This is a genomic window from Massilia genomosp. 1 (assembly GCF_011682185.1).
Lineage (GTDB): Bacteria > Pseudomonadota > Gammaproteobacteria > Burkholderiales > Burkholderiaceae_D > Telluria_A > Telluria_A rubra.
The window spans coordinates 1-815 of sequence record NZ_WHJF01000333.1 but is presented as its reverse complement, the minus strand read 5'-3'; the positions used below and the strand labels follow the sequence as shown (position 1 = coordinate 815).

Below are 815 nucleotides of genomic sequence, written 5' to 3'. Positions count from 1 at the left end.
GTGCCAGTACAGGACCTTGATCTTATCGCGCTGGCGATTGATGAACACGTACAGGGCGCTGCCGAAAGGATTCAATTCCAATTCTTGTTCGACCAGCACCGACAGCCCTCCGATCGACTTTCTGAAATCGACCGGCGCGCGGCACAAATAGACCTGCTCGATACGGCAACCGGCATGCATCAGAACGCCCCTGCTGCGGCGCGTGCCAGATTCGCCAGCCATTCTGCGGATGGAAGCTCGGCCAACTCAAGGCGCACGCCGCCAGCCAACTCCAGGGTGCAGGCCGAGCCGCTCCGACTAGCCCCGCGCTCGCCCACCCGTAGCTGCATAAACCGGCTCTCTGGCACTGGCGCTGCCGCATCCGGCGCCGCTGCCGCGCCCAGCTTGCGTTGCCAGTAATAGAGCGACGCGAGCGACAGATTCTCACGCTTCGCGTAAGCGCTTACGAAAATGCCTTCGCACTGAATCGCCGCAACATGCGCCGCCCAGAATTGCATGTCCTTTTTCATCCTTGTCCCACATAAAATTAGATGGGGAAAGAATGCTGCAGCCGCAGCTATGCCACAAGTCTGGGGTTTATGGCGCGCTTACGGCTGTTCGTGCCTGAGGTACGCGAGCGCGGCGCGCACGCCGGCGGCCTCGCGTACGCCGAAGCTGATGCGATCACCCGCGCTTTCGCCGTGCGCTTGCAGGTCGATCAACAGCACGCCATACTCCAGTCCCGACAGAAATCGTGCCCGCCCCAGCATATGCAGGCGATTCCCGCGCACGCCGTGCAGCAGCCGGACCCCACCGGCACCCGGCGTGCCACGCGC

The 815-nt window shown here is 62.7% G+C and carries 2 protein-coding genes and 1 pseudogene; all 3 read right to left on the bottom strand.

All coding sequences use genetic code 11. The features are described 5' to 3' along the window. The coding region (tnpB, locus tag F1735_RS33925; protein WP_167241433.1) for an IS66 family insertion sequence element accessory protein TnpB at nt 1-180 on the bottom strand (180 nt) is incomplete at its 3' end. Continuing rightward, on the bottom strand, nt 180-509 hold the full coding sequence (gene tnpA, locus F1735_RS33920) for an IS66 family insertion sequence element accessory protein TnpA (protein WP_167094471.1): 330 nt from the start codon (nt 507-509) through the stop codon (nt 180-182). The genes tnpA and tnpB, both read right to left, overlap by 1 nt. A gap of 78 nt (nt 510-587) precedes the next feature. Then, a pseudogene (locus F1735_RS33915) lies at nt 588-815 on the bottom strand (alpha/beta hydrolase); the annotation flags it as partial.